This is a genomic window from Streptomyces sp. GMY02 (genome assembly GCF_019056675.1).
In the GTDB taxonomy this organism is placed as follows: domain Bacteria; phylum Actinomycetota; class Actinomycetes; order Streptomycetales; family Streptomycetaceae; genus Streptomyces; species Streptomyces odonnellii.
The window spans coordinates 3,503,883-3,523,818 of the sequence record NZ_CP077658.1; the positions used below are offsets into that span (position 1 = coordinate 3,503,883).

A 19,936-nucleotide genomic window follows, 5' to 3' on the forward strand; every position below is an offset into this window, starting at 1 on the left:
GCCGGCGTAGTGGCTCTGGACCCCGTTGGGGGTCTAGATGCTCCTTAGAAAGGAGGTGATCCAGCCGCACCTTCCGGTACGGCTACCTTGTTACGACTTCGTCCCAATCGCCAGTCCCACCTTCGACAGCTCCCTCCCACAAGGGGTTGGGCCACCGGCTTCGGGTGTTACCGACTTTCGTGACGTGACGGGCGGTGTGTACAAGGCCCGGGAACGTATTCACCGCAGCACTGCTGATCTGCGATTACTAGCAACTCCGACTTCATGGGGTCGAGTTGCAGACCCCAATCCGAACTGAGACCGGCTTTTTGAGATTCGCTCCGCCTCACGGCATCGCAGCTCATTGTACCGGCCATTGTAGCACGTGTGCAGCCCAAGACATAAGGGGCATGATGACTTGACGTCGTCCCCACCTTCCTCCGAGTTGACCCCGGCAGTCTCCTGTGAGTCCCCATCACCCCGAAAGGCATGCTGGCAACACAGAACAAGGGTTGCGCTCGTTGCGGGACTTAACCCAACATCTCACGACACGAGCTGACGACAGCCATGCACCACCTGTACACCGACCACAAGGGGGCTGACATCTCTGCCAGTTTCCGGTGTATGTCAAGCCTTGGTAAGGTTCTTCGCGTTGCGTCGAATTAAGCCACATGCTCCGCTGCTTGTGCGGGCCCCCGTCAATTCCTTTGAGTTTTAGCCTTGCGGCCGTACTCCCCAGGCGGGGAACTTAATGCGTTAGCTGCGGCACCGACGACGTGGAATGTCGCCAACACCTAGTTCCCAACGTTTACGGCGTGGACTACCAGGGTATCTAATCCTGTTCGCTCCCCACGCTTTCGCTCCTCAGCGTCAGTAATGGCCCAGAGATCCGCCTTCGCCACCGGTGTTCCTCCTGATATCTGCGCATTTCACCGCTACACCAGGAATTCCGATCTCCCCTACCACACTCCAGCCTGCCCGTATCGAATGCAGACCCGGGGTTGAGCCCCGGGCTTTCACATCCGACGCGACAAGCCGCCTACGAGCTCTTTACGCCCAATAATTCCGGACAACGCTTGCGCCCTACGTATTACCGCGGCTGCTGGCACGTAGTTAGCCGGCGCTTCTTCTGCAGGTACCGTCACTCACGCTTCTTCCCTGCTGAAAGAGGTTTACAACCCGAAGGCCGTCATCCCTCACGCGGCGTCGCTGCATCAGGCTTCCGCCCATTGTGCAATATTCCCCACTGCTGCCTCCCGTAGGAGTCTGGGCCGTGTCTCAGTCCCAGTGTGGCCGGTCGCCCTCTCAGGCCGGCTACCCGTCGTCGCCTTGGTAGGCCATCACCCCACCAACAAGCTGATAGGCCGCGGGCTCATCCTCCACCGCCGGAGCTTTCAACCCTCCCCCATGCAGAGAAGAGTGTTATCCGGTATTAGACCCCGTTTCCAGGGCTTGTCCCAGAGTGAAGGGCAGATTGCCCACGTGTTACTCACCCGTTCGCCACTAATCCACCCCGAAAGGCTTCATCGTTCGACTTGCATGTGTTAAGCACGCCGCCAGCGTTCGTCCTGAGCCAGGATCAAACTCTCCGTGAATGTGCACCGGATATCCGGTATCACACACGAGAGCGGAACCACCGGCCGGAATAGGACCAGTGGTTCACAGCGTCCTCGCTGTGTTTCTTTTCAAAGGAACCTCAACCTGCCGGAACAGAAAACCGTTCCCGCTGGTCGGGGTATCAACATATCTGGCGTTGACTTTTGGCACGCTGTTGAGTTCTCAAGGAACGGACGCTTCCTTTGTACTCACCCTTCCGGGCTTTCCTCCGGGCTTTTCCCTTCGGTCTTGCGTCTCCGACTCTATCAGATCCTTTCGGGCCTGATTCCCAGTCAGCGGGGTTTGCCTTCCCGGCCCTTCGGCCGTTCCGACGTTTCAAACTCTAGCGGTATCCAGGGCCTCGACACCAATCGGGGCCGCGTTCCTTCGAACACTGGATTCCACATTCCGCGAGAGCGCACGCAAAACAATGCGACCGGTCGCCGCACGTTTGTAGTGAATCCTGCGAAATGACTGCCCGGGGACCGACTTGCGCCGGTACTCACGTCGGACAGCCCGGAGAACATTACGGATCCATGTTTGGCATGTCAACTTCGTGGGTCGGCCGCTAGTCTGGACGCATGACAGCGCATCCACATGTCCTTCAGTGGTGGCCCGCCTGACGGCGGCCGCCCGACATGTATGCGCTCAACGGCCGCCGCTCCGGCGGCCGTTTGTTTTCTCCCCTCCGGGAGTCCGGCCGCTGGGCGCGGTGGCTCCGATTCAGGAGGGTGATGAGAGAGATGACGCGGGTCTTCAGCGGGGTCAAGCCGACCGGGCATCTGACGCTGGGCAACTACCTCGGGGCCGTACGGCGGTGGGCCGAGGTGGATCAGTACGGGGCCGAGGCGCTGTTCTGTGTGGTGGATCTGCATGCGCTGACCGTCGAGCACGATCCGGCCCGGGTGCGCAGACTCAGTCGTCAGGCCGCCAGTCTGCTGCTGGCGGCCGGGCTCGATCCGGCGCTGTGCACCGTATTCGTACAGAGCCATGTGGATGAGCACACGCGGCTCTCGTATCTGCTGGAGTGCACGGCCACCGACGGGGAGCTGCGGCGCATGATCCAGTACAAGGAGAAGAGCGCGCGGGCGAAGGCGTCGGGGGACGGTGTTCGGTTCTCACTGCTGTCGTATCCGGTGCTGATGGCCGCGGACATCCTGGCGTACCGGGCCGACGAGGTGCCGGTCGGCGACGATCAGGCGCAGCATGTGGAGCTGACACGGGACCTCGCGGTGCGGTTCAACCAGCGGTACGGGCACACCTTCACCGTGCCGCGGGCGACCCGGCCGCCGGTGGCGGCGCGGGTGATGGACCTTCAGGACCCGCTGTCGAAGATGGGCAAGTCCCATGAGGCCGGCGCGGGGATCGTCTATCTGCTGGACGACGCCGACGTCGTGCGGAAGAAGATCATGCGGGCGGTCACGGACAGCGGGCGGGAGGTCGAGTACGACCGGGAGAACCGGCCGGGCGTGGCGAATCTGCTGGAGATCCTCGCGGCCTGCGGGAACGGGGACCCGGCCGAGCTGGCCGGTGCGTACGAGTCGTACGGCGCGCTCAAGAAGGACACCGCGGAGGCGGTGGTCGAGTTGCTGCGGCCGTTGCGCAAACGGCATGCGGCGCTGGTGGCGGATCCGGGCTATGTGGACAGCGTGTTGAGGGACGGGGCGGAGCGGGCCAGGGGGATGGCCAGGCCGGTGGTCGACGCGGCGTACCGGGCGATGGGCCTGCTCCCGGCCGGCTGAACCGTACGGAAGCCGTCCCCCGGCAGCGAATCCGCGGGCGGCCGAGGCTCGGCCACCGGGCCGCCCCCGGTCGGTCGGACCGCGGCGGCTCGGCCGGTGCCGGACGTCTGCCGCTCAGCCGGTGCCGGTGGCCAGGGCCCGGCTGCGGTCGCGGGCCGCTTCGATGGCGGCGATGAGGGCCGCTCGTACCCCGTGGTTCTCCAGCTCCCGGATGGCGTTGATGGTGGTGCCCGCCGGGGAGGTGACGGCCTCGCGGAGCTTGACCGGGTGTTCGCCGCTGTCGCGCAGCATGATGGCCGCGCCCAGTGCGGACTGGACGATCAGCTCGTGGGCCTGGGCGCGGGGCAGACCGAGGAGGATGCCGGCGTCGGTCATGGCCTCCACGAGGAAGTAGAAGTACGCCGGGCCCGAGCCGGAGAGGGCGGTGGCGGCGTCCTGCTGGGATTCGGGGACTCGGAGGGTCTTGCCGACGCCGCCGAAGATCTCCTCGGCGTGCGCGAGATGGGTGGCGAGGGCATGGCTGCCGGCGGAGATGACGGACATGCCCTCGTCGACCAGGACGGGGGTGTTGGGCATGACCCGTACGACCGGGGTGCCGTTGGCGAGGCGTTCCTCGATGAAAGCGGTGGTGATGCCGGCGGCGGCGCTGATGATCAGGCGGTCGGCGGTGACATGGGGGGCGAGCTCGTCGAGGAGCTTGCCCATGTCCTGGGGCTTGACGGCGAGGATGAGGATGTCGGCGCGCTTGGCGGCGTCGGCGTTGGTGACGATCTCCACGCCGTACTGGCCGCGGATCTCTTCCGCGCGCTCGGCGCGGCGGGTGGTGGCCAGCAGGTCGGCGGGGCGCCATCCGGCCCTGATCATGCCGCTGAGCAGGGCCTCGCCGATCTTTCCGGTGCCGAGGACTGCGACTGTCTGGGGCATTGCGGGGTCACCTCGCCGGTGGGAATGAGTACATCTGTCGTTCGCGTCCCATCCTCGCACCGGGGCCGGACAGCGGGGGTGAGGTGTCCGATGGGCGGTACGGCGGGCCGTACGGAGCCCGCGGGGGCCGCTATGCCGTACGGCGGCGGAGGGTCGCCGCGCCCAGGGCCAGGACGAGTACGGCGCAGCCCGCGACGATCAGGGTGTCGCGGACGAAGTCGCCGGTGATGTCGGGGTGGCGCAGGACCTCGTTCATGCCGTCGACGGCGTACGACATGGGCAGGACGTTGGAGATCGCCTCCAGGACGGGCTGCATGGCGGGGCGTGGGGTGAACAGGCCGCAGAGGAGAAGCTGCGGAAAGATCACCGCGGGCATGAACTGGACCGCCTGGAACTCCGAGGCGGCGAAGGCGGAGACGAAGAGGCCGAGGGCCGTGCCGAGCAGGGCGTCGAGCAGCGCGACGAGCAGCAGGAGCCAGGCCGATCCGACGACATCCAGGCCGAGGGCCCAGACGGCGAGGCCGGTGGCGAGCGCGGACTGGACGATGGCGAGGAGCCCGAAGGCCAGGGCGTATCCGGCGATCAGGTCGGCCTTGCCGAGGGGCAGGGCGAGCAGGCGTTCCAGGGTGCCGGAGGTGCGTTCGCGCAGGGTGGCGATCGAGGTGACCAGGAACATCGTGATGAGCGGGAAGATGCCGAGGAGCGAGGCGCCGATGGCGTCGAAGGTGCGCGGGCTGCCGTCGAAGACGTACCGGAGCAGGAACAGCATCACGCACGGTACGAGGATCATCAGGGCGATCGAGCGCGGGTCGTGGCGGAGCTGGCGCAGTACGCGGGCGGCGGTGGCGAGGGTGCGGGCGGCGGAGACGGGAGCGGGTGCGGCGGGGGCCGTGGCCGACTGCGTGGCCGGGGTGCTGGTGGTCATCGGGCGCTCTCCTGGAGTGCGTTGGCCTGGTCGACGAGGTGGAGGAAGGCCGCTTCCACGGTCTCGGAGCCGGTACGGGCGCGCAGGGCGTCCGGGGTGTCGTCGGCGAGGATCCGGCCGTCGCGCATGAGGAGGAGCCGGTGGCAGCGTTCGGCCTCGTCCATGACGTGGGAGGAGACGAGGATCGTCGCGGCGCGCTCGGCGGCGATGCGGTGGAAGAGGTCCCACAGGTCGCGGCGGAGTACGGGGTCGAGGCCGACGGTCGGTTCGTCGAGGACGAGGAGTTCGGGGGTGCCGAGGAGGGCGACGGCGAGGGAGACGCGGTTGCGCTGGCCGCCGGAGAGCCGGCCGGCGAGGGCGTCGGCGTGTGAGGCGAGGTCGACGTCGGTGATGGCGCGGGTGACGGTTTCGGCGCGGGCGTCGCGGCGGGCGCGGCCGGGGTCGAGTACGGCGGCGAAGTATTCGAGGTTCTGACGGACCGTCAGATCGTCGTAGACGGAGGGCGCCTGAGTGACATAGCCGATCTGGGCGCGCAGCGCGGCGTCGCCGGCGGGCCGGCCGAGGACTTCGAGGGTGCCGGTGACCTTGGCCTGGGTGCCGACGACGGCGCGCATGAGGGTGGATTTGCCGCAGCCGGAGGGGCCGAGCAGGCCGGTGATCTGGCCGGGCGGTACGGAGAAGTCGAGGCCGCGGAGGACGGTGCGGTCGCCTCGTTGGACGGTGAGGCCGTGTGCGCGGACAGCGGCGACCCCGATGGAATTCATCATGTGATGAATAATCGGGGTCGCCGGGCGGCGGCGTCAAGCAGCGGGGCGGGCTGCCGTCTGCTGCCATCTGCTGTCCGTCGGCTGAAGCTTTGGGCTGTGCGGCGCTTCAGAGGTTGCGGGCGACGATCAGTTCCACGGCGTATGCCTCCTCGACGAGGCCGTCGGGGAAGACCGTCAGCAGTTCGGCGCGCTCGTCGGCGAGGAAGCGGGCCGTACGGTCCTCGCCGAGCACCCGGAAGACGGAGTGGGTGGCGAGGTTGTCGAGGTGGGTGTCGAGGGTGACCCGGCGGGTCCAGGGCAGCCGGCGCTCCGCGAAGCGCACCCCGTCCGGGAGGTGGCGGTCGGGGCGGGCGGTGCCGTGGGCGCCATGAGCGCCGTCGTGGGCGTGGCGGCGGATACGTTCGTCCTGGGCGGCGATCCAGGGCACTTCGGCGTCCGAGACGTTCCACCAGAGGGCGAGCGCGCCGCCCGGCGCGAGGACGCGCAGGGCCTCGGGGAGGGAGCGGTCCCGGTCGGTCCAGTGCCAGGACTGGGCGTACGTGATGAGGTCGGCGGAGCCGCCGGCGAGGGGCAGGGCATCGCCGGAGCCCCGGACGAGCGGGACGTCGGGGAGGCCGCGGTGGAGCCGGGCGGCCATGCCGGGGCCGGGTTCCACGGCGACGACCCTGGCACCGCGTTCGCGGAGGAGGCGGGTGGCGATCCCCGTACCGGCGCCCACGTCGACGACACGGGAGCCCCGGAGGGGGCGGGCCGCGAGGTCTTCGACGGCGTCGAAGAGGGCGGGTGGGTAGCCCGGGCGGGAGATGTCGTACTGGTCGGCGACGGCGTCGAAGGACAGGGCGCGATTGGTCATACGTCCATCCTGACGGCGCGGGGGCGCGGGGCGCCGGGGCGGACGGTGACGGGGGTGCGGTGCTGCGCGGGGGCGGCCGGTGGCGGGGGGTGCTGCTGCGCCGGGGCGGCCGGCTGCCGGTCTGTCCTCTCAAACACTGCACGGGCCCGGACGAGCTTCGTGTGGTGTCCTCACACGCCGGACGGGCCCGGTCCGGCCGCCGGACGGACTTGGCACCGCCGCCGGACAGGCGTGGCTCGATCGCCGGACCGGTCCGGATCAATCGTTGGACGGGCGTGACCTGGCCGCGCGGGACTTCTCGTACTCGCGGCGGCGCAGCGACTCGCCGGGCGCCTCCTTCAAGGAGCGGAGGAAGTAGGCCGCCAGGGAGCCGATGAAGCCGATCGTCATCGCGCCGCGCAGGGAGTCGTCGCGGTCGGCGTCGGCCGGGCGGCGGAGATAGCCGTCCCAGGTGTGGCGGAAGGCGATCGCGCCGCACACCCCGAACATCACCACGACCAGCCAGCCCACGAAGCCGCCCACGTTCGCGGACTCCAGGCCCTGGTACGCGAAGCGGAGGACGAGGCAGGCGGCGACGGTGGCGGCGAGCGAGCCGAAGGAGACCGCTATGCGCCGGGCCGGATAGCCGCGGTCGTGGGCGAGCCAGCTCGTACCGAAGAAACGGATCGCCTCGGGCTCGGGGCCGCCGCGGCCACGGCCGCCGTCATCGGCGTCCACGGCCACGACGGCCCCGGCGTGTCCCTGCTGCTCGCGCGCTTCTCGCTGTGCGCGCAGCTCGTGCTGCTCACGCTGTTCGGAGTGATCGCTCACGGGCCGATTATCCCCGTGCTATTCCCGTGCGCGATTCACTCCCGCGTGAGCATCGGTATCGGATGAGGCATCAGGTGCAGCGGACGGTGATATAGCCGTCGCTGCCCGTGTGCACATAAGCGTCCGACACATACTGGCCGTTGGCGATGTTGTCCCAGATGTTGGTGGTGCCGTAAGGGCCGGTTACCCATTCCCCCGGCTTCTGACAGTTGATCGGGACGCTCGCGCCATAGGCGAGCACCCTCACGAGCTGGTAGTTCGTACCCGGGCCGCTGCGCACATTCACCCGATAGCCCGGCGCGATCGGATAGCGTGTGGCACCGGTCGTCTGCACCGCCGCCTGTACTTCCACCTCCGTGTCATTCGCAACGTTCTCCACGGAGTTGTCAACCTCTTCGACTGCCATTCGGTCCTCCCCCATTGAAGGTGCACAATCTGCTCGGCAGGCTAGCAACCCATGGCTGGATCGCACGCATCATCGACTAGGCTCCGTGCGTCGCGCTCGCGCACGAATACACGGGGGTGGGCGATGCCACCACTGCGCCATACCGGGTCGGCCCCGGAAGCGGAACGTCCGGAATACGCCGGTCAATACCTGCTCGAAGCTGCCCTGGGATCGGGCGGCATGGGGGTGGTCCATCTCGCCACCTCCGCTTCCGGGTTGCGGCTGGCCGTCAAAGTCATCCACACCAACCACGCTTCGGATCCGGAGTTCAGAGCCCGGTTCCGCCAGGAGGTCACCGCCGCGCGCAGAGTGAGCGGGGCGTTCACCGCGCCCGTCGTGGACGCGGATCCGGAGGCGGAACGGCCCTGGATGGCAACGCTGTTCATCGAAGGACCGACCCTTTCCGAGCGGGTGAAGCGGAACGGGCCCATGAACGCGGCGGAATTGTTCCGGCTCGGCGCGGGACTCGCCGAAGGACTGCGGGACATCCACCGGGCCGGAGTGGTGCACCGCGATCTCAAACCGAGCAATGTCCTATTGGCGTCGGACGGCCCCAAGGTCATCGACTTCGGTATCTCCCGCCCTACGGACAGTGATCTCCGCACGGAGACGGGCAAGCTGATCGGCACTCCGCCGTTCATGGCGCCCGAGCAGTTCCAGCGTCCGCGTGAAGTCGGGCCCGCGGCCGATGTGTTCGCGATGGGCGCGGTGCTTGTGCACGCGGCGACCGGGCGCGGGCCCTTCGACTCGGACAGCCCGTACATCGTGGCGTACCAAGTCGTGCACAACGAGCCGGACCTGGCCGGGGTTCCGGCGAGCGTGCTGCCGCTGATCAGCCGGTGTCTGGCGAAGGACCCGGCGGAACGGCCCACGCCGGACGAGCTGATGGCCGCGCTGCGCGCGCCGGCGCACGACACGGGGGAGATACGGGGCGTACGGCCGCTCGTACCGGCGCCGAGGCGCGGGCCGGGGCCGGCCGGGGGCGAGGATCCGGATTCCACGCACCACTCCGGGGGTGACGAGTCCGGGTCTCCTACGACGCGGCTCAGGGCGGGGCGGACCCCGGCCGACGAGGACGCTCCGGGTGCGCGGGGCGCTTCGGACGCGGCGAGCGCTTCGGGTGCGGCGGGTACGGCAGGGGCCTCGGGTGTGTCGGGCACCTCGGGTGCGGCAGGCGCCTCGGACGCTTCGGAGGGCTCCGCCGTCCCGACCCGCAACCGCCGCTTCCCGCACGCCCGTTGGCTCGCGGTCGGAGTGGCGGTGGCGGCGCTGGCCGGGGCCGGTTTCCTCGGGGTGCAGGGGGCGGGCGAAGACACCGCGCCCCCGCCGCCGCGCACCCAGGCGGACGAGGCGTCCCGCCCGTGGACCGCCGTGCTGGGCACCGGCAAGGGCACGAACCCCATGCCCGTCTGCTCCGCCGGGGGCGCCGCCGTCTACTGCACGGCCCCCGGCTTCAAGGCCGCCCGGCTCAGCGCCACGGACGGCGGAATGGACTGGTCGGTGAAGGACGGCCGCGCCACGACCGACGCCGACGCGGGCGCGGCTCCGGTCCTCTCCGGCGGGCTGCTGCATGTCATCACCCCGGGCGGCGGCAGCCTGGAGGCACTGGACCCGGACTCGGGTGCCAAGCGCTGGGACGTCGACGTCTCCTCGTACGCCACGGTCCGGCACACCGCCGATACCGTGCTGCTCGTCTCGTACGACGGGCTGGTACGGGCGCTGGACAGCGCGACCGGCGACGAGCGCTGGGAGGCGCGGCGCGGCGGGACCGGTTCGGTGTGGACGGCGGGGAGCGGCGCCGAGGACCCGCTGTTCGCCGTGACGCCGTCGCCGGACGGGACGGCCACCGAGGTGAGCGCCGTCGACCCGGTGGACGGCAGGCCGCTGTGGGCGAAGCGGCTGCCCGGGACGCTGACCCCGGCGGGTGCCTCGGACGACGCGCTGTTCCTGCTCTCCAGCGGCACCAATGACATGACGAACGCGGTCGTACGGCTCGACGCCGAGGACCAGGCGGTACGGCGTGTCCCGCTGCCCTCGCCGGTCGACCAGGCCCAGGCGACCGTGGCCGACGACATGGTCTATGTGGTCGGCTACACGGGTTCGCTGGTGGCGGTCGACATGAGTGCCGGTGGGAGTGCCGGCGGGACCGCCAGTCCTGGCCAGCGGTGGCGGCTGGAGACCTCGGTCACCCGGGCGTCGCGCCCCACGGCCGAGGGGAAGTGGCTCTTCATGAGCGCGGGCGACGGGCGGCTGCTGGCCGTGGACTCCGGGCGCGGTGTGCTGGTGGGGCAGACCAGGCCGCGGATGGGCGAGGGGCGCGACACGCTGTCGGGGGCCCTGCCGACGCCGGTGACCGTGCCGGGCAAGGTCCTCGCGAGCGCGCCGGACGGGTCGGTCTTCGCGGTCGACAGCCGGGATCCCGCGCGCTGGTGACGACGCTTCGCGCTCCCGCGTGCGAGCCGTGCGCCCCGGTCCCTGAGCAGGATCCGGGGCGCACTGTCGTCTCGTACAGGAGGCGCGTGCCGAAGGTCGTACCGAAGTACCAAAGCCGGACCAGAGGCTGGAGCCCGAGGGCTCAGCCCAGCCGGGTCACGTCCCGCACCGCGCCCCGGTCCGCGCTCGTCGCCATCGCCGCGTACGCCCGCAGCGCCACCGAGACCTTGCGGTCACGGGCGGCCGGTGCGTACACCCCGTTCAGCGCCTCGCGGCGGGCCGTCAACTCGTCCTCGGGGACGAGGAGTTCGATCGTACGGTTCGGAATGTCGATCCGGATCCGGTCGCCGTCGTGGACCAGCGCGATCGTGCCGCCCGACGCCGCCTCGGGCGAGGCGTGGCCGATCGAGAGGCCCGACGTGCCGCCCGAGAAGCGGCCGTCGGTGACCAGCGCACAGGACTTGCCGAGGCCACGGCCCTTCAGATACGAGGTCGGGTAGAGCATCTCCTGCATACCGGGACCGCCGCGCGGACCTTCGTACCGGATGACGATCACATCGCCCTCGGTGATCTCCTTGCGGAGGATCTTCTCCACGGCGTCCTCCTGCGATTCGCAGACGACGGCCGGGCCCTCGAAGGTCCAGATCGACTCGTCGACGCCCGCCGTCTTCACGACACAGCCGTCGACGGCGAGATTGCCCTTGAGGACCGCCAGCCCGCCGTCCTTGGAGTAGGCGTGGGCGACATCGCGGATACAGCCGTTCGCGGCGTCCGTGTCGAGCGTGTCCCAGCGCTCGGACTGCGAGAAGGCCTCGGCGGAGCGGACACAGCCGGGGGCCGCGTGCCACAGCTCGACGGCCTCGTCGGAGGGCGTGCCGCCGCGTACGTCCCAGGTGTCGAGCCACTCCTTGATGCTCGGCGAGTGGACCGTGTGCACGTCCTCGTTGAGCAGCCCGCCGCGGTACAGCTCGCCGAGGATGGCGGGGATACCGCCCGCCCGGTGGACGTCCTCCATGTAGTACGTGCCGCCGGGGGCGACATTCGGGGCGACCTTGGCCAGGCAGGGGACGCGGCGCGAGACGGCGTCGATGTCGGCGAGACCGTAGTCCAGCTCGGCCTCCTGGGCGGCGGCGAGCAGATGGAGGATCGTGTTGGTCGAGCCGCCCATGGCGATGTCGAGCGCCATGGCGTTGTCGAAGGCGGCGCGGGTGGCGACGCTGCGCGGCAGGACCGAGTCGTCGTCCTGCTCGTAGTACCGCTTGGTGATCTCGACGACCGTACGGCCCGCGTTCTCGTACAGCGCCCTGCGGGCGGTGTGCGTGGCGAGCACCGAGCCGTTGCCGGGCAGCGAGAGGCCGATGGCCTCGGTCAGGCAGTTCATCGAGTTGGCGGTGAACATGCCGGAACAGGAGCCGCAGGTCGGGCAGGCGTTCTCCTCGATACGGAGGATGTCCTCGTCCGAGACGCTTTCGTTGACGGCGTCGGAGATCGCGTTGATCAGGTCGAGCTTGCGGACCGTACCGTCCACGAGGGTGGCCTGGCCGGCCTCCATGGGGCCGCCGGAGACGAAGACCGTGGGGATGTTGAGGCGCAGCGCGGCCATCAGCATGCCGGGGGTGATCTTGTCGCAGTTGGAGATGCAGATCAGCGCGTCCGCGCAGTGCGCCTCGACCATGTACTCGACGGAGTCGGCGATCAGATCGCGGGACGGCAGGGAGTAGAGCATCCCGCCGTGGCCCATCGCGATGCCGTCGTCGACGGCGATGGTGTTGAACTCGCGGGGCACGGCGCCCGCGGCCTTGATCGCCTCGGAGACGATCCGGCCGACCGGGGCGAGGTGCGTGTGGCCGGGCACGAACTCGGTGAAGGAGTTGGCCACCGCGACGATCGGCTTGCCGATGTCCGCGCTCGCTACGCCCGACGCTCGCATCAGGGCGCGGGCGCCCGCCATATTGCGGCCGTGGGTGACAGTGCGGGACCTCAGCTCGGGCATCGTCGCTCGCTCCTTCAGCGGATCCTTCGGCGGATATGGCTCTGTCCGAGCCTACGCCCCGGCTCCAAGATCTGGACGCCTCGTCCGGTATACGGACCGGGTGTGCGTACGGACCGGGGGGCTGCTCAGGCCTCGGTCAAGTACCGCTGGATCGTGGGCGCCACCATCGCGACGATCGCCTCGCCGTCCGCGGAGGCCAGCGGCTCGGCCTTGATCACATACCGGAGGAACGCGATGCCGATCATGTGCGAGGCGGCCAGTTCGGCGCGGAAGGTCGGATCCGGTACGTCCAGCTCCTCCGCGATCCGCTCCAGCAGCCGGCGCAGCACGAACGTGCGCAGCACCTTCGCCGCCGTCTCGTGGGTGAGCGCGGAACGGATGATCGCGAGCAGCGGGGCCCTGGTCGCGGGGTTCTCCCAGACGCTGAGGAAATAGCGGGCGAGCCGCTCCCCGATGCCCTCCGGACCGCCCGCCAGCAGGGTGGGCACCACCAGGGCCGGTTCGAAGGAGACCTCGACGGCGGCCTCGAAGACATCGTCCTTCGTACCGAAGTAGTGGTGGACGAGGGCGGGGTCGACGCCCGCCGCCTTGGCGATGCCGCGGATGGAGGTCTTGTCGTACCCGCGTGCGGCGAACTCCGTACGGGCCGCCTCAAGGATCTTCTGCCGGGCGCTGGGGCCGGTGTCGGAGTCCTTGCGGGCGGGGCGGCCGCGGCGGCGCGGTGCCGTACCGGTCATAACGTGGTGCCGATCGTGGTCGTGGGGGTGGTACGGGGGGTGGTACGGGTCATGAGGGGTGCGCTCCGGAGGCCCCGGGCGTACGGGACTCGCACGCCGCGGACGTGCCTCCGGACGCCGCGGACGTACCTCCGGAGGCCGCGGACGTACCTCCGGAGGCCGCGGACGCTCCCCCGGAAGCAGCGGCGCCCCCGGAGGCCGACGCCCGGGAAGCCTCGGAGGCCGGCGCCTTGGAAGCCGCCGGCCGGCTCCCGGGCCGTGCGAGATGCAGCCGTGTGAAGGCCAGCGCCTCCGCCAGATCCGCCTCGCGCTCCGCCGCGGACATCGCCCGGCGGGTGTTGACCTCGATCACCACATGGCCGTCGTACGCGTTGGCCGCCAGCCGTTCCAGCAGTTCGGCGCAGGGCTGGGTGCCCCGGCCCGGTACGAGGTGCTCGTCCTTCGCCGAACCCTTGCCGTCCGCGAGATGCACATGCGCCAGCCGGTCGCCCATCCGGTCGATCATGGCCATGGCATCGGTGCGGGCGGTCGCGGTGTGCGAGAGGTCGACCGTGAAGTGGCGGTAGTCGTCCTTGGTGACGTCCCAGTCGGGCGCGTACGCGAGCATCTCGCGGTCCCGGTACCGCCAGGGGTACATGTTCTCGACGGCGAACCGTACGTCCGTCTCCCCCGCCATCCGCCAGATACCGGTGACGAAGTCCCGTACGTACTGCCGCTGCCAGCGGAAGGGCGGATGGACGACCACCGACGAGGAGCCGAGCCGCTCGGCCGCCGCCCGCGCCCGCTGGAGCTTCACCCAGGGGTCGGTCGACCAGACCCGCTGGGTGATCAGTAGACAGGGCGCGTGGATGGCGAGTACCGGCACCTGGTGATAGTCGGACAGGCGGCGCAGCGCCTCGATGTCCTGGCTGACCGGATCGGTCCAGACCATGATCTCGACACCGTCGTAGCCAAGGCGCGCGGCGATCTCGAAGGCGGTCGCCGTGGACTCCGGATAGACCGAGGCCGTCGACAGGGCGACCTTCGTTTCCGGGACCCGCACCACTGGTTCTGCCACGGAGACAGCGTAAGGGCACCTTCTGGTCCGCCGTGAGCCGATCGGGGCCGCTCGCGACAGCCGTTCACCGGCACCGGTCGCCGAGACGACCGCTTCCACGTCTCGTCTGCTACGGCTCGTCTGCTACGCGTCGAAGCCTGCTACGTCGTCGTCGGGAGCTGGTCGAGCCTGCGCAGGATGATGCCCTCGCGCAGCGCCCACGGGCAGATCTCCACCACCTCGATCCCGAACAGGTCCATCGCGCCCTCCGCGACCAGCGCCCCCGCCACGAGCTGGGGCGACCTGTCCTCGGACACCCCGGGCAGCCCGGCGCGCTGGCCCGCGGTCATCGCGGCCAGCTTGGGGACCCACTCCTCCAGTGACGTACGGCTCAGTTCGCGCTGTACGTACAGGCCGTCGGCGGAGCGCGCCGCCCCGGCGAGACGGGCGAGCTGCCGGAAGGTCTTGGAGGTCGCCACCACGTGGTCCGGTGCGCCGAACCGGGCGAATTCACCGACCGTACGGGCGATCTGAGCCCGTACATGGCGGCGCAGGGCCTTCACGTCGACCGGGTCGGGCGGATCGCCGGGCAGCCAGGCGGCGGTCAGCCGGCCGGCGCCGAGGGGCAGGGACACGGCGGCGTCCGGCTCCTCGTCGAGTCCGTACGCGATCTCCAGGGAGCCGCCGCCGATGTCCAGGACCAGCAGTTTCCCGGCGGACCAGCCGAACCAGCGGCGGGCCGCGAGAAAGGTGAGACGGGCCTCCTCCTCGCCGGTGAGCACCTCCAGGTCCACCCCGGTCTCGCTCTTGACACGCCCGAGGACCTGGTCGACGTTGGTGGCCTCCCGTACGGCGGAGGTCGCGAAGGGCAGGACGTCCTCGCAGCCCTTGTCCTCGGCGGCCTGGAGCGCGTCTGCGATCGTCGCGACGAGCCGGTCGACGCCCTCGGGGCCGATGGCGCCGTCCGTGTCGAGCAGTTCGGCGAGCCGCAGCTCGGCCTTGTGCGAGTGCGCGGGCAGCGGGCGGGCGCCGCGGTGGGCGTCCACCGCCAGGAGATGAACGGTGTTCGAACCGACATCGAGGACTCCGAGTCTCATGAACCGAACGCTACTGCGACCGCGCGCATACGCTGGACCTGTGCCAAAGACGAAAAAGGCGAAGCCGGGCAAAGCCAAGCGCCCGAACCCATATGTTCCGGTGTCCTCCTCCGAGTACGGCCCGGACTCCGACGAGAAGGGCCTGGACTTCGCCCGTGCCTGGGTCGAATTCCCCGACCCCGCCGACGAGGACCAGGTCTTCCGCTGCGACCTGACCTGGCTCACCTCGCGGTGGGCGTGCGTTTTCGGCAGCGGCTGCCAGGGCATCCAGGCGGGCCGCGCCGACGACGGCTGCTGCACGCTGGGCGCGCACTTCTCCGACGAGGACGACGAGAAGCGGGTGGCAGGGCATGTGGCGCGCCTCACCCCGGAGCTGTGGCAGTTCCACGACGAGGGGGCGGCGAGCGGCTGGACGCAGACGGACGAGGACGGCGAGCGCCAGACGCGGCGCTGGAAGGGGTCCTGCATCTTCCAGAACCGCCCCGGTTTCGCGGGCGGGGCCGGCTGTTCGCTGCACATCCTGGCGCTGCGCGAGGGGCGCGAACCGCTGGAGACCAAGCCGGACGTGTGCTGGCAGTTGCCGGTGCGGCGGACGTACGACTGGATCGAGCGGCCCGACGACACGCGGGTGCTGCGGGTGTCGATCGGTGAGTACGACCGGCGCGGCTGGGGTCCCGGCGGCCACGATCTGCACTGGTGGTGCACCTCGGCGACCTCGGCGCACGGGGCGGGGGATCCGGTGTACAAGACGTACCGGCCGGAGCTGACGGAGCTGATGGGCAAGGCGGCGTACGACGAGCTGGTGGAGCTGTGCGAGCGGCGCATGGCGAGCGAGCTTCCGCTGGTGGCACCGCACCCGGCGGACCCGCCGCAGGCGTAGGCGTAGCGGGGGGGACCCGGCGCAGGCATGGGTACGGGTCCTGGCGCAGGCATGCGTACGGTCCGGCTCAGGGGTCGTACGGGGCGGCCGGGCGTGGGTGCGGGTCTGACACAGGGGTACGGGGCCGGCTCAGGGTCACAGGTCCGGCTCGGGGTTACGGGTCCGGCTCCGGTCGGCTCGTCAGACGGGCGTGCCCGGTGACGGGTCCGCGGCGCTCGGTGCGGGGGATCCCGGGGCGGAAGGTCCTGGGTCCTGCGGTGTGGGATCGCCGGGGGCCGTCGGTGTCGGATCGCCCGGGACGGGGCCGGGGCGCGTGGGACCCGTGGTCGGATCCTTCGCGGGGCCCTGGGTCGGATTCCCGGCCGGGTCTGTCGGGCGCGGCCGGGACGGTCCGCCGGGCGCGGGGCGGCCCGGGTGCCGGCCCGGACCGGGCGGGCGGGCCGTGGACGGCGGCCTGGAGCCATGACCGTAGATCTTCACCACCGAGCCCGCCGGGCGCAGCGCGATCCCCGCGCTCCAGGGCCCCGACGGTTCGCGCCTGCGGTCCACCGACACCCGGATCGTGCACGACTCGCCCGGCGCGAGCGTGCCGTGGCGGCGGCTCAGCCCGAGCCAGGGCTCGGTGGCGCGCGCCGACCATTTGACCGGGGCGCCGCCGGACGCCCTGAGCGTGATCAGTGTCGTACGGCCGTCCGGTCGCGCCTCGACGGTGATACGGCCGGAAACGGGCTGCCACAGGCTCGCCGAGGCCACCGTCGTACCGTCGCCGACGACCTCGACGACAAGGGAGTCCGGGGTGTCGCCGCGGTCGGCGGCGCCTCCGGTACGCGAGTGGCTCCTGTCGTGGCCGTAAGCCCGCCGCTCCGGTTCCGGGGCACTGATGGCGGGGTCCTCGGTGGGCGCGGTGCGGTACGCCGTCCCGAGCGCGAGCAGGGGCGCGGCGATGACGGTGGCCACGACGGTGCCGGTCATCACCCGCGTCCGCGTCCGCTCACGGCGCGCCGCCCGCTCCTTGGGGTCCAGCGGGAATCCGTCCCGCCCGAACCGCGGCGCCGCCCGCCGGCCCTTCGGGGCGCGGGCGGCGGCGACGTACGCGGCGGTCCTGGGCGCCTCGACGAGGGGCAGCGGTCCCGGGGAGACCGCCAGGGCGGAGGAGGCGGAGGAGGCGGCCGTGCCGGAAGGAATCGTTTCGCCAGGTGAGACGGGCGAGGAGGGCGGGTCGGCCGGGGCGGCGGCGCCGGTCCGGCCGGTGGTATCGGGCGGATGGGACACACCGGGGGCAGCCGCGCCGAGCGCGTCCGGCTCGCCCAGTGCCGCCGGCTGAGGGTGGGAGCCCGGCCAGGGGCCTGCCGCTTCCGCGCGTTCGGCTCTTCGGCGGCAGCGGGGGCAGTCGTCGACGTGGCGGACCAGTTCACGGCGGAGGGCCGCGGAGAGACGTACCTCGCTGTCACCGGTGAGACGGGCGACCGACGGACAGTCGCCGGTGGCGACCACCGCGAGTGCCGCGCGGGTGCGCTCCACCTCGCAGGCGGCGGAGGAGAGCAGTTCGCGGGCGGCCGTCGGCCGCATGGACAGTACGGCGGCGACCTCGCGCGCGCCGAGCCGGTGCCGTACCGCCAGTTCCAGGACCTCCCGCTGCTCCGGGCTCGTACCGGCGGCCTCGGGCCAGGCCAGCAGGGCGAGTTCGCGCCGACGGCGTGCGGCGGTCTCGGGCGCGACCTCGGCTGCCGGAGCGGGCTCCGGCGCGCGCTGGCCCGAATGCGCCCCCAGGCGCTCGCGGCGCCGTTCCGCGAGCGTGCGCAGGCATGCCCAGCGGGCCAGCGCGTACAGCCACACCCTGCGCTCCCCCGTGTCCGAAGGGCACCGGGCGTGCTGCCGCTCGGAGACCGACAGAACCGCGCCGAGCGCCTCCGTCGCCGCGTCGTGGTCGCAGAGCACGGAGAGGCAGTACGTGAACAGGCCATCCAGATGGGGCTCGTACCGCCCGTACCGCGCGGACGGGCGCCGCGCCGTCGAACGGACCGCCCGACGGGGCGCGCGATGTGCGCCGGTGGTGTGCGAGAAGGAATCGGAGCTACTGCTCATCACCCGGCGACGGTAGACAGCGCGGCCCGCGCCCTTCACACCCCTTGAGCACATTTAATCCATTCGGGTGAATGTATCGCTCATAAGGGGACACAAAATGTGCACACCGAGGGCGGCGGGCCACGACCGGCGTCGGAGCGGGGCAGGCCCTGTCCGGCGGCTGTGGCCGTGTTGTCGGTGGAGCCCGATACGGTGACGCCATGGCTGCCCGTACGAAGACCGCCAAGGACCGGCCGTCCTACCGCTGTACCGAATGCGGCTGGACGACCGCCAAATGGCTCGGCCGCTGCCCCGAATGCCAGGCCTGGGGCACGGTCGAGGAGTACGGCGCGCCCGCGGTACGGACCACCTCGGCCGGCCGTGTCTCCACCGCCGCGCTCCCGATCGGCGAGGTCGACGTCCGTACGGCCACCGCGCGCTCCACCGGGGTGGCCGAGTTGGACCGGGTGCTCGGCGGCGGGCTGGTCCCCGGCGCCGTCGTGCTGCTGGCGGGCGAGCCGGGTGTGGGCAAGTCCACGCTGCTGCTCGATGTCGCGGCGAAGGCGGCCGGCGCGGAGCACCGCACCCTCTATGTGACGGGCGAGGAGTCGGCCAGTCAGGTGCGGCTGCGCGCGGACCGGATCAAGGCCATCCACGACCATCTCTATCTCGCCGCCGAGACCGATCTCTCCGCGGTCCTCGGCCATCTCGACGCGGTCAAGCCCTCGCTGCTCGTGCTGGACTCCGTACAGACCGTGGCCTCGCCGGAGATCGACGGCGCGCCGGGCGGAATGGCCCAGGTCAGGGAGGTCGCGGGCGCGCTCATCCGGGCCTCCAAGGAGCGCGGCATGGCCACCCTGCTGGTGGGCCATGTCACCAAGGACGGCGCGATCGCCGGCCCGAGGCTGCTCGAACACCTGGTGGATGTGGTGCTGTCGTTCGAGGGCGACCGGCACGCCCGGCTGCGGCTGGTGCGCGGGGTGAAGAACCGCTTCGGGGCCACCGACGAGGTCGGCTGTTTCGAACTGCACGACGAGGGGATCACCGGCCTCGCCGATCCGTCGGGCCTCTTCCTCACCCGGCGCGACGAGCCCGTACCGGGCACCTGCCTCACCGTCACCCTCGAAGGCCGCCGCCCGCTCGTCGCCGAGGTGCAGGCGCTGACCGTCGACTCGCAGATCCCCTCGCCCCGGCGCACCACCTCGGGCCTGGAGACCTCGCGGGTCTCGATGATGCTCGCCGTGCTGGAGCAGCGCGGCCGGATCAGCGCGCTCGGCAAGCGGGACATCTACAGCGCGACGGTCGGCGGGGTGAAGCTCTCCGAGCCCGCCGCCGATCTGGCGATCGCCCTCGCGCTGGCCTCCGCCGCCAGCGACACCCCGCTGCCGAAGAACCTGGTCGCGATCGGCGAAGTGGGCCTCGCGGGCGAGGTGAGACGGGTCACGGGCGTGCAGCGCCGGCTCGCGGAGGCACACCGGCTCGGCTTCACGCAGGCCCTTGTTCCGACCGATCCAGGGAAGGTCCCCGCCGGTATGAAGGTCATAGAAGTCGCCGACATGGGCGATGCTCTCAGGGTGCTGCCGCGCCGGGGTCGTGCGGACGCCCCACGGGAGGACAACGCTCGCCGGTAGACTTTGCCCTGGTCTCGCCCATCC

At 70.7% G+C, this 19,936-nt stretch carries 14 protein-coding genes, 1 rRNA gene and 1 pseudogene; 4 read left to right on the forward strand and 12 right to left on the reverse strand.

Annotated elements, in window-relative coordinates; translation table 11 throughout:
- Positions 1-48: 48 nt before the first annotated feature.
- Positions 49-1,574 (reverse strand): 16S ribosomal RNA (locus KQY30_RS14750).
- A gap of 744 nt (positions 1,575-2,318) precedes the next feature.
- On the opposite strand from KQY30_RS14750, the gene trpS reads away from it, so the two are divergent.
- A complete protein-coding gene (trpS, locus tag KQY30_RS14755; protein ID WP_217311062.1) occupies positions 2,319-3,317 on the forward strand; it encodes a tryptophan--tRNA ligase in 999 nt (332 codons plus the stop codon).
- A gap of 114 nt (positions 3,318-3,431) precedes the next feature.
- Here the strand turns inward: trpS and proC are convergent, their stop codons facing one another.
- The 6 genes from proC to KQY30_RS14785 form a co-directional block, all read right to left on the reverse strand.
- Entirely contained in the window at positions 3,432-4,241 is an 810-nt protein-coding gene (proC, locus tag KQY30_RS14760; RefSeq protein WP_217307208.1) for a pyrroline-5-carboxylate reductase, read from the reverse strand.
- 130 nt (positions 4,242-4,371) lie between these two features.
- The gene (locus KQY30_RS14765; protein ID WP_217307209.1) at positions 4,372-5,166 is read right to left on the reverse strand and encodes an ABC transporter permease; all 795 of its coding nucleotides are present in this window, start codon (positions 5,164-5,166) and stop codon (positions 4,372-4,374) included.
- A complete protein-coding gene (locus KQY30_RS14770) occupies positions 5,163-5,933 on the reverse strand; it encodes an ABC transporter ATP-binding protein (protein ID WP_217307210.1) in 771 nt (256 codons plus the stop codon). Before KQY30_RS14770 ends, KQY30_RS14765 begins: the two co-directional genes overlap by 4 nt.
- Positions 5,934-6,039: 106 nt before the next feature.
- On the reverse strand, positions 6,040-6,786 hold the full coding sequence (locus tag KQY30_RS14775; RefSeq protein ID WP_217307211.1) for a class I SAM-dependent methyltransferase: 747 nt from the start codon (positions 6,784-6,786) through the stop codon (positions 6,040-6,042).
- Positions 6,787-7,044: 258 nt separating this feature from the next.
- Positions 7,045-7,509: an EamA/RhaT family transporter gene (locus tag KQY30_RS14780; protein WP_254407595.1), complete on the reverse strand. Its 465-nt coding sequence runs from the start codon at positions 7,507-7,509 to the stop codon at positions 7,045-7,047.
- A gap of 157 nt (positions 7,510-7,666) precedes the next feature.
- Positions 7,667-8,002, reverse strand: coding sequence for a peptidase (locus tag KQY30_RS14785; RefSeq protein WP_217307212.1), 336 nt, complete (start codon positions 8,000-8,002; stop codon positions 7,667-7,669).
- 123 nt (positions 8,003-8,125) lie between these two features.
- Between KQY30_RS14785 and KQY30_RS14790 the strand changes: the two genes are divergently transcribed.
- On the forward strand, positions 8,126-10,474 hold the full coding sequence (locus tag KQY30_RS14790; protein WP_217307213.1) for a protein kinase: 2,349 nt from the start codon (positions 8,126-8,128) through the stop codon (positions 10,472-10,474).
- A 142-nt stretch (positions 10,475-10,616) separates the two neighbouring features.
- On the opposite strand, the gene ilvD is transcribed toward KQY30_RS14790, so the two are convergent.
- The 4 genes from ilvD to KQY30_RS14810 all read right to left on the reverse strand — a co-directional run bounded on the left by ilvD (position 10,617) and on the right by KQY30_RS14810 (position 15,337).
- Positions 10,617-12,467 carry a dihydroxy-acid dehydratase gene (gene ilvD, locus KQY30_RS14795; protein ID WP_217307214.1) on the reverse strand — a complete coding sequence of 617 codons (1,851 nt, stop codon included), beginning with the start codon at positions 12,465-12,467 and terminating at the stop codon, positions 10,617-10,619.
- Between the two features lie 125 nt (positions 12,468-12,592).
- Positions 12,593-13,204, reverse strand: a complete 612-nt coding sequence (locus KQY30_RS14800; protein WP_217307215.1) for a TetR family transcriptional regulator — start codon at positions 13,202-13,204, stop codon at positions 12,593-12,595.
- Positions 13,205-13,253: 49 nt separating this feature from the next.
- Complete coding sequence (locus KQY30_RS14805) at positions 13,254-14,261, reverse strand: sugar phosphate isomerase/epimerase (protein ID WP_254407128.1); 1,008 nt, start codon at positions 14,259-14,261, stop codon at positions 13,254-13,256.
- A gap of 140 nt (positions 14,262-14,401) precedes the next feature.
- Positions 14,402-15,337 carry a Ppx/GppA phosphatase family protein gene (locus KQY30_RS14810; RefSeq protein WP_217307216.1) on the reverse strand — a complete coding sequence of 312 codons (936 nt, stop codon included), beginning with the start codon at positions 15,335-15,337 and terminating at the stop codon, positions 14,402-14,404.
- 40 nt (positions 15,338-15,377) lie between these two features.
- Here KQY30_RS14810 and KQY30_RS14815 point away from each other — a divergent pair, with 40 nt between their 5' ends.
- Positions 15,378-16,217 carry a hypothetical protein gene (locus tag KQY30_RS14815; protein ID WP_217307217.1) on the forward strand — a complete coding sequence of 280 codons (840 nt, stop codon included), beginning with the start codon at positions 15,378-15,380 and terminating at the stop codon, positions 16,215-16,217.
- A 154-nt stretch (positions 16,218-16,371) separates the two neighbouring features.
- Here KQY30_RS14815 and KQY30_RS14820 read toward each other — a convergent pair.
- A pseudogene (locus KQY30_RS14820) lies at positions 16,372-18,302 on the reverse strand (hypothetical protein).
- Positions 18,303-18,502: 200 nt separating this feature from the next.
- Here KQY30_RS14820 and radA point away from each other — a divergent pair.
- Entirely contained in the window at positions 18,503-19,912 is a 1,410-nt protein-coding gene (gene radA / locus KQY30_RS14825) for a DNA repair protein RadA (protein WP_217307219.1), read from the forward strand.
- Positions 19,913-19,936 lie beyond the last annotated feature (24 nt).

Bases quoted from the DNA above. Each gene is read 5' to 3' on its own strand.
- trpS (WP_217311062.1), top strand. From the start codon at position 2,319: ATGACGCGGGTCTTCAGCGGGGTCAAGCCGACCGGGCATCTGACGCTG.
- proC (WP_217307208.1), bottom strand. From the start codon at position 4,241: ATGCCCCAGACAGTCGCAGTCCTCGGCACCGGAAAGATCGGCGAGGCC.
- KQY30_RS14765 (WP_217307209.1), bottom strand. From the start codon at position 5,166: ATGACCACCAGCACCCCGGCCACGCAGTCGGCCACGGCCCCCGCCGCA.
- KQY30_RS14770 (WP_217307210.1), bottom strand. From the start codon at position 5,933: ATGATGAATTCCATCGGGGTCGCCGCTGTCCGCGCACACGGCCTCACC.
- KQY30_RS14775 (WP_217307211.1), bottom strand. From the start codon at position 6,786: ATGACCAATCGCGCCCTGTCCTTCGACGCCGTCGCCGACCAGTACGAC.
- KQY30_RS14785 (WP_217307212.1), bottom strand. From the start codon at position 8,002: ATGGCAGTCGAAGAGGTTGACAACTCCGTGGAGAACGTTGCGAATGAC.
- KQY30_RS14790 (WP_217307213.1), top strand. From the start codon at position 8,126: ATGCCACCACTGCGCCATACCGGGTCGGCCCCGGAAGCGGAACGTCCG.
- ilvD (WP_217307214.1), bottom strand. From the start codon at position 12,467: ATGCCCGAGCTGAGGTCCCGCACTGTCACCCACGGCCGCAATATGGCG.
- KQY30_RS14800 (WP_217307215.1), bottom strand. From the start codon at position 13,204: ATGACCGGTACGGCACCGCGCCGCCGCGGCCGCCCCGCCCGCAAGGAC.
- KQY30_RS14810 (WP_217307216.1), bottom strand. From the start codon at position 15,337: ATGAGACTCGGAGTCCTCGATGTCGGTTCGAACACCGTTCATCTCCTG.
- radA (WP_217307219.1), top strand. From the start codon at position 18,503: ATGGCTGCCCGTACGAAGACCGCCAAGGACCGGCCGTCCTACCGCTGT.